This window comes from Colwellia marinimaniae, from assembly GCF_002207865.1.
Taxonomy (GTDB): Bacteria; Pseudomonadota; Gammaproteobacteria; order Enterobacterales; family Alteromonadaceae; genus Colwellia; species Colwellia marinimaniae.
In genome coordinates this window covers 1-7,505 of record NZ_BDQM01000061.1, presented here as the reverse complement: position 1 = coordinate 7,505, position 7,505 = coordinate 1, and the positions used below count along the sequence as shown (strand labels likewise).

The window sequence follows — 7,505 nt, the reverse complement described above, 5'->3', positions numbered from 1 at the left end:
AGGCAGGGTTACCGTGTTATTTCTCATGGCAAAGTAACAGTGCTATTTAGTGTTTATCGTGTCTATATTGAGCGTTAGCATTTCCACGTACCGCCTATCATGTTAATTGGTACTCACTTTTAGGGCGGCGCCCACAGCAAAGGGGGCGAGCGTTAAAGAGCCAAAGAACAATGCGCCGATTATAGCAAGTTGGCCGCTGTAAGGTAAACCAAGTGCGGCAGTGTCTATGGCGCTGGTAGCAAAAATTAATACTGGGATGTATAGCGGTAACACCAGTAAACTGAGTAACACACCGCCTTTTTTAATCCCCACGGTAAGGGCAACACCAACCGCGCCTAATAAGCTAAGCACCGGTGTGCCGAGTAATAGGGTAAGCATTAAGGCGGTGTAACTGTTTTCATCTAGATGCAGTAACACCGCTAACAGTGGTGCTATTAAGATAAGTGGCAAACCGGTTATTAACCAATGAGCAAATATTTTAGCTAATACTAACAAAAAAATAGGATGAGGGCTTAGCAGCATTTGCTCAAGGGAACCATCGAGGTGATCTGATTTAAATAAGCGGTCTAACGATAATAGCGTTGCTAAAAGGGCTGCTACCCAAATAATGCCGGGGGCAATCCGGCTTAAGGTTTGCGTTTCAGGACCTATGCCTAAAGGGAAGAGTGTAATGACAATAACAAAAAATAATAATGGATTAATGATGTCATCTTTATGTCGCATGGCAATGGTAAGATCGCGCTTTAATACCAACATAAAGGCATGGCGATAAGAAAGTTGCTGTGATAACTGCGTGTTATTGTCGCATACGGTTTCGTGCGCAGACTGGGCTTTTAAGGTCATTAGGTTACTTCTCTAAACGCTCTAAACGAAATACATATTAATCGAAGCACCATCAATAACTGTAATCTAAAGTGATTTTTTTGATTTGCTCTGGCTTAATGCTAATTAAATCTTGATGCGTGGTTAAGATAACACAGCCACCGCGCTCTGCCTGTTGAGCAAACAGCTGTTCTAAGCTGGCAACGCCTTGTTTATCGATGGCAGTAAAAGGCTCATCTAAAATCCAAATAGGCGCATGACTTTGATATAAACGCGCTAAAGCAATACGTCTATGCTGACCGGCACTTAAATGTGAGGCTAAGCTGTCTTCAAAGCCAGACAGATTTACCTTGGCTAAATACGCTAAAGTATCGGCATTTTTGTTACCATGTAAGGCCAAATTAAAATCAAGATTTTCTTCTGCGGTCATCTCACCTTTTACCCCGGCTAAGTGGCCGAAATAGAGCAGGTTTTGTTGATATTCTTCTCGACAGCGATTGATCGCTTGGTTTTTATAGTGAACTTGACCATCATAAGGCTGAGACAAACCTGATAAAATACGCAATAAACTGGTTTTACCTGAGCCATTAGGGCCTTCAACTTGCACTATATCGCCCGCATGAATATCGATTGACAATTCATCAAATAATAAGCGTTCTTCGCGAATACAGGTAAGCTTTACCGCACTGAGCAAGGGAGTTGAGGTTTGTTTAGGCAATGTCTTCACTTTTTCTTTATCTATGTTGGTTAAAATCTACCGCTTTAAGTGTGCCGGGTGAATGCTAACGTTGTTGGTCGAATAACTTTTGCTATGGATCGTATAATCACTTTGCTCGATATACTAACATAGCCAAGATTAACATAGCCCAATAAAGTTGTAACATTATGAAACAATTCGAGCAGTTAATTTACATTAATATTTGCATCAATAAAATGTTAGTATGACGCGGTAATTTTTAGCCTTATTAGTATCGATAACTAATTATTCAAGGTTAATTGTTTTTTTTGAAGTAGAGCGGAGAACCCAATGATACCTGACCTGGTAGCAACCCAGATGCCTGAGCTTATACCTGAGCTTGGTCACTTAGCCCTTATTATTGCTTTTGCATTTTCTATTTGCTTAAGCTTGATTCCGTTGATAGGTGTTCATAGCCCGGAGCATAGTTCTTTAAAGAAGCTTATGACCTATGCTAAACCACTGGCCTACGGTATGTTTTTCTTTACCGGTATCAGTCTTGTTATTCTCGGCTACAGTTTTGTCATTGATGATTTCTCCGTTAAATATATTGCCAATCATTCTAATACCCATTTACCCTATTATTTTAAAGTAAGCGCTGTTTGGGGCGGTCATGAAGGCTCATTATTATTGTGGGTCTTCTCTTTAACCGCATGGACTGCTGCAGTTGCACGTTTTTCAAACGGTATTGAAGAAGAGTTTATCTCCCGTGTTTTAGCGGTAATGGGTATGATTGCTATAGGTTTTATCGCTTTTACCTTATTAACATCGAACCCATTTGAACGTTTATGGCCGAATGTACCCTTGGAAGGCCGGGATTTAAACCCCTTATTACAAGATGTTGGTTTAATTATCCACCCGCCCTTACTCTATTTTGGCTATGTTGGCTTTGCTGTCGCCTTTGCTTTTGCTGTTGCCGCTTTAATGGCTGGCAAGATGGATGCCGCTTGGGCTCGTTGGTCTCGTCCTTGGACAATTGGTGCTTGGACGTTCTTAACCATAGGTATAGCGCTAGGTAGTTGGTGGGCATACTATGAACTTGGCTGGGGCGGTTGGTGGTTCTGGGATCCAGTTGAAAATGCATCCTTTATGCCTTGGCTTGTTGGTACGGCACTGATCCACTCTTTAGCGGTAACAGAAAAACGTGGTATCTTTAAAAACTGGACTATTTTACTGGCAATATTTGCTTTTGGCTTAAGTTTATTAGGCACCTTCTTAGTACGCTCAGGGGTGATTACCTCGGTACACTCCTTTGCGGCCGATCCGGGTAGAGGTATCTTTATTTTAGTGCTGTTGGCGATAGCTATGGGCGGAGCGTTAACCCTGTATGCCTTCAGAGCGAATAAAGTGGCGAGTTTTTCACGCTTTGCTTTTTACTCCCGAGAAACAGCACTATTATTGTGTAACGTCATTTTGGTTATTGCTACGGTTACGGTACTGCTTGGCACCTTGTATCCATTATTGGTTGATGCCTTAGGTTACGGTAAAATTTCAGTGGGTCCTCCTTATTTTAATGCCGTTTTTATTCCGATAATGAGTATTCTTTTTATCTTTATGGGTGTTGGTCCTTTAATTCGTTGGAAAAAAGCTAAAAAAGGCGAGTTACGTAAGCAATTATTTAAACCCTCGGTATTTAGTATTGCCTTTGGTTTAATGTTTCCAGTGGTTTATGGTGGCGAATTCAATGCCTTGGTGGCCATGGGGATTACCTTAGCAACATGGGTTTTCTTAATCGTGGTTAAAGAAGTTAAAAATCAGTATCAATTAGCCGGAAAAATAACCACCAGTCATTTAGGTATGGCAACTGCGCACGCGGGTATTGCTATCACTATTGTTGGCGTCACTATCGTTTCCATGTATGAAACTGAAACCAATGTAAAAATGTTCCTCAATGACAGAGTCACTGTTTCAGGTTATGAGATTGAGTTCAAAGGCATTAAACATGTCGAGGGGCCAAACTATAGTGCTGAGCAGGGACAAATCAATATCTATAAAATTAATGGTTCGGGCGAAAGTGACTTTGTTACTTTACTCCAACCTGAGCGTCGACAATACCGTGTGCAAACCATGGGCATGACTGAAGCAGGTATTGATGCCGGTTTATTTCGTGATGTCTATGTCGCCTTAGGTGACCCATTACCTGGTGGTGCTTGGGCAATACGTGTGCACTATAAGCCATTTGTTCGTTGGATTTGGTTAGGTGCTCTTTTCATGGGGCTTGGTGGTATTCTTTCAATACTGGATAAACGCTATCGCCGTAAAAATCCTGTGGTGGCTAAATCAGCGGTAGTGGCAGATTCACTTATTAATCCGCTAGCCATTTCACCCACCAGTACGGCAAAAGTGTCGGAGACATAATGATGGGCCAGTTAATACGTTTTTTGCCGCTGTTGTTAGTCATCGCTTTAGGTGTGGTGTTATATCGTGGCTTATCACTTAATCCGCAAGCTATGCCATCGGCATTAGTGGGCAAAGCTATGCCAGATTTTGCCCTGAAAACACTTAGTAATAGTGACAAAGTAGTCACGCAAGCAGATCTGCTCGGTGATATTGTCTTAGTTAATGTGTGGGCGACTTGGTGTCCTACCTGTAAGTATGAACACCCCTATTTGGTTGATGTGGCGAAAGACCCTCAGGTTAAACTGTATGGCTTGAACTATAAAGATGAACGTATTGCCGCACAGCAGTGGTTGCAGGATTATGAAGACCCCTATGTATTTTCTATTTTTGATGAAGAAGGGTCTTTAGGGCTTGATCTCGGTGTTTATGGTGCGCCGGAAACGTTTGTTATTGATCATCACGGTATTATTCGTAAGCGTTTTGCCGGTGCCATTGATACAAAAGTATGGCGACGCGAATTTGCGCCATTAATTGCTCAGCTCATTGAAGAAAAAAAGCAGGGAAAATAACATGCGTATATTCAGTCTAGTTATACTTTTGTTGACGTTAGCGTTTAGTGTTAATCAGGCGCAAGCAAGTCCAGTCGATACATATGAGTTTCGTGATGAAGTCACTAAAATTCGCTTTCAAGCGTTAACTAAAGAGCTACGCTGTCCCAAGTGTCAAAATCAAAATTTAGCCGGTTCAAATTCACCTATTGCGGCTGATTTGCGTAAAGAGCTTTATGAGTTATTGCAGCAAGGTAAAGCAGACAGTGAAATTGTCAACTTTATGGTAGAGCGCTATGGCGAGTTTGTTTTATATCGCCCAAGAGTCTCTGCTCTGACCTACATATTATGGTTTGGTCCTGCACTCCTTATTTTGTTAGGTATTATTGTCGTTATTGTCGTTGTGCGGAGAAAACCCGTGGCTAAAGAAGTCTTGGTGTTAACAGCCGAGCAAGAAGATAAGTTGAAAAACTTATTGAATGACAAATAACCGTTACCACTCGAACCATTAACAGAAGTAGTAGATAGCATTATGGAATTTTTAGTAATAAGCCTTATATTTTTAATTTTATTATTATTGATGGTATGGCGACCTTTCTTTAAACAGAATAGCCAAGACGTTTGTCTAGAAAGTAACGTGCGTGATGAAACCAATGTGCGTTTATATCAGGAGCACAAAAAAGAGCTAGAAAAGGACTATAGCGAAGGTGGTATTGATGAAGAAAATTATCAATACCTGCTGGCTGAACTCAATCGTACTTTACTACAAGATATTGAGCATAGTAGCCAAGACGTAAATACTACTGCAAATATAAGTAAGCCATATTCACCTTTATGGCCGTTAGGATTAAGTGTATTTATTCTGATTTTTTCTGTGGCGCTATATGACAAACAGGGTAGTTACAAACTGCTCACCGAATTACCTGCAGGCCATGTTCAGCAACAAGTTATGTCACAAGATAACATGCAACAGCAACGTGAAAATCAAGCCATGGCACATATTGAAAAGTTGCTACAGCATATTGAAGATAAACCACAAGATAGTGAAACTTGGTATAACTTAGGGCAAACTTATGTTGCTGTTGGCAGCTTTGATGAAGCGATTGCGGCGTTTACCCAAGTGATCAACATTGAAGGGGAGCATGCTGATTTATTAGGGGCTATTGCTCAAGCGCTTTATTATAAAAATGACCAAAAAATTAATGGCCAAGTACAAGAATATATTGATAAAGCCTTAGCCCTTGATGTTAATGATCCATCAACCAATATTTTACTCGGTATGCATAATTTTATTGGTGAAAATTATCAACAAGCCATTACTTATTGGCAGCGGGTAATTGATGCTAATAATCAAGGGGTTAATATTGCCGCCCTGCAAGAGGCTGTAGCAGAGTCTAAAAGTAGACTCGGTATTTCAACCAGTAACTCAGCAACTAACGCAGTAAGTAATACCGCGTTTAATTCTAGCCAGAGCGCACACGATAGTTCAGGCCCACAATTGAAAGTGAGTGTCAGCCTGTCTGATGATCTTGCCAAGCAGTTAGCGCAAGGCGAAGACCGCGTAGTCTTTATTTATGCAATACCGACCAATGGTCAACGTATGCCACTTGCGGCGGTTAAAATGAAAGCCAGTGATCTACCGACCGTTATCGTATTAAATAATAGCCAAGCAATGAGCAGTGAACATACTATCGGTAGTGTCGATAAAGTACATGTCTATGCCATTGTCTCAATGCAAGGGGGTGTGGGTATTAAATCAGGTGACTTTAAAGCGGAAGCCCTTGGTGTCGAGGTAAACCGTACTGAAACCCTTGAACTTATAGTGAATGAACTAGTTGAGTAGTCTGGTAGAGTAATTGCCCAGGGGTAATTCAATAACTTAAAAATAAGAAGAAAAGCCCAATGAAATCTCGCTTTAGTGCCGGTAAAAAAAATAACGATAACACTGATTTAGATAACAAAAGTTCACTAACCGCAGTGTTATTAACTAACTTAGGTTCACCAGATGAACCTAGCACTAGTGCCTTACGCCGTTATTTGCGAGAATTCTTATCAGATAGAAGGGTGGTTGAAATTCCACGCTTGCTCTGGCTTTTGATCTTACACGGTATTATTTTACGTATAAGGCCGGCCAAGTCAGCTAAGTTATACCAAAGCATTTGGCAAGATGACGGCGCACCTTTGTTAACCACCACCGCCGCACAAAAAGAAAAATTAGCCATTAAAATTAAAGTGCAATACGGTGATAATGTCATTGTTGATTACGCTATGCGTTATGGCAAACCGTCAATTGCCAGTGTTTTGCAGAAATTTCAGCAACAAGGTGTAGATAAAATAGTAGTCTTACCTTTGTATCCGCAATATGCAGGGCCAACAACGGGCTCTACTTTTGATGCTTTAAGTAAAGAACTTCAACAATGGCGCTATGTGCCAACAATCTACTTTTTAAATACTTACCACCAAAACCCGCTTTATATTAAGGCGTTGGCCAATACCATTGTTGAACATGTAAAAGCGCATGGTAAGCCGGATACATTGGTTTTGTCTTATCACGGCATGCCAGAGTTATTTCGCCAGTGGGGTGATCCCTATTATGATTTTTGTTTGCAAACAAGTCAGTTGTTAAAACAGCAATTATTAACCGGTGATATAGCCGCACAGTGTTGTTTTAAAGAAGATGAAATAATCTCTACCTTTCAATCTCGCTTTGGTAAAGCCCAATGGCTACAACCTTATACCGATGAAACATTAGCTAGCTTACCCAAACAAGGTAATAAACATATTGCCATTATAAGTCCGGCCTTTAGTAGTGATTGCCTAGAAACGTTGGAAGAATTAGAACATGAAAATCGGGAAATATTTATGGCGGCAGGTGGCGAGCACTACCATTATATTGCTGCACTAAACGATCGTGATGATCATATTGATGCCTTGTTTGATGTCTTAGTACCAGCACTCGGTTCGCCAAAACTTAATTAATTTGGCTCTGTTGTAGCTAATTGTTGTCTATACTTATAAATAAGACTTAACTGATTGAAGGTACTAGCAATGAAGACTAA

Annotated in this window: 7 protein-coding genes; 5 read left to right on the top strand and 2 right to left on the bottom strand. The window is 40.7% G+C overall.

Annotated elements, in window-relative coordinates; genetic code table 11:
* Window positions 1–102: 102 nt before the first annotated feature.
* Together ccmB and ccmA are read right to left on the bottom strand one after the other, a co-directional pair.
* Window positions 103–756, bottom strand: coding sequence for a heme exporter protein CcmB (ccmB, locus tag MTCD1_RS17860; protein WP_058028134.1), 654 nt, complete (start codon window positions 754–756; stop codon window positions 103–105).
* Window positions 757–895: 139 nt separating this feature from the next.
* Window positions 896–1,540, bottom strand: coding sequence for a cytochrome c biogenesis heme-transporting ATPase CcmA (gene ccmA / locus MTCD1_RS17855; protein WP_057179890.1), 645 nt, complete (start codon window positions 1,538–1,540; stop codon window positions 896–898).
* 336 nt (window positions 1,541–1,876) lie between these two features.
* Between ccmA and MTCD1_RS17850 the strand changes: the two genes are divergently transcribed.
* The 5 genes from MTCD1_RS17850 to hemH are packed head-to-tail and all read left to right on the top strand — an operon-like array spanning window position 1,877 to window position 7,425.
* Complete coding sequence (locus MTCD1_RS17850) at window positions 1,877–3,916, top strand: heme lyase CcmF/NrfE family subunit (RefSeq protein ID WP_057179898.1); 2,040 nt, start codon at window positions 1,877–1,879, stop codon at window positions 3,914–3,916.
* A gap of 2 nt (window positions 3,917–3,918) precedes the next feature.
* Entirely contained in the window at window positions 3,919–4,467 is a 549-nt protein-coding gene (locus MTCD1_RS17845; protein WP_057179899.1) for a DsbE family thiol:disulfide interchange protein, read from the top strand.
* 1 nt (window position 4,468) lies between these two features.
* Window positions 4,469–4,936, top strand: coding sequence for a cytochrome c-type biogenesis protein (locus MTCD1_RS17840; protein ID WP_082606420.1), 468 nt, complete (start codon window positions 4,469–4,471; stop codon window positions 4,934–4,936).
* Between the two features lie 42 nt (window positions 4,937–4,978).
* Window positions 4,979–6,289: a c-type cytochrome biogenesis protein CcmI gene (gene ccmI, locus MTCD1_RS17835; protein WP_057179891.1), complete on the top strand. Its 1,311-nt coding sequence runs from the start codon at window positions 4,979–4,981 to the stop codon at window positions 6,287–6,289.
* A gap of 59 nt (window positions 6,290–6,348) precedes the next feature.
* The gene (gene hemH / locus MTCD1_RS17830) at window positions 6,349–7,425 is read left to right on the top strand and encodes a ferrochelatase (RefSeq protein ID WP_057179892.1); all 1,077 of its coding nucleotides are present in this window, start codon (window positions 6,349–6,351) and stop codon (window positions 7,423–7,425) included.
* Window positions 7,426–7,505 lie beyond the last annotated feature (80 nt).

What these genes read in the sequence shown, in the direction of transcription:
- MTCD1_RS17845 (WP_057179899.1), top strand. Translation starts at nt 3,919, where the DNA reads ATGGGCCAGTTAATACGTTTTTTGCCGCTGTTGTTAGTCATCGCTTTA.
- hemH (WP_057179892.1), top strand. Translation starts at nt 6,349, where the DNA reads ATGAAATCTCGCTTTAGTGCCGGTAAAAAAAATAACGATAACACTGAT.
- ccmI (WP_057179891.1), top strand. Translation starts at nt 4,979, where the DNA reads ATGGAATTTTTAGTAATAAGCCTTATATTTTTAATTTTATTATTATTG.
- ccmB (WP_058028134.1), bottom strand. Translation starts at nt 756, where the DNA reads ATGTTGGTATTAAAGCGCGATCTTACCATTGCCATGCGACATAAAGAT.
- MTCD1_RS17850 (WP_057179898.1), top strand. Translation starts at nt 1,877, where the DNA reads ATGCCTGAGCTTATACCTGAGCTTGGTCACTTAGCCCTTATTATTGCT.
- MTCD1_RS17840 (WP_082606420.1), top strand. Translation starts at nt 4,469, where the DNA reads ATGCGTATATTCAGTCTAGTTATACTTTTGTTGACGTTAGCGTTTAGT.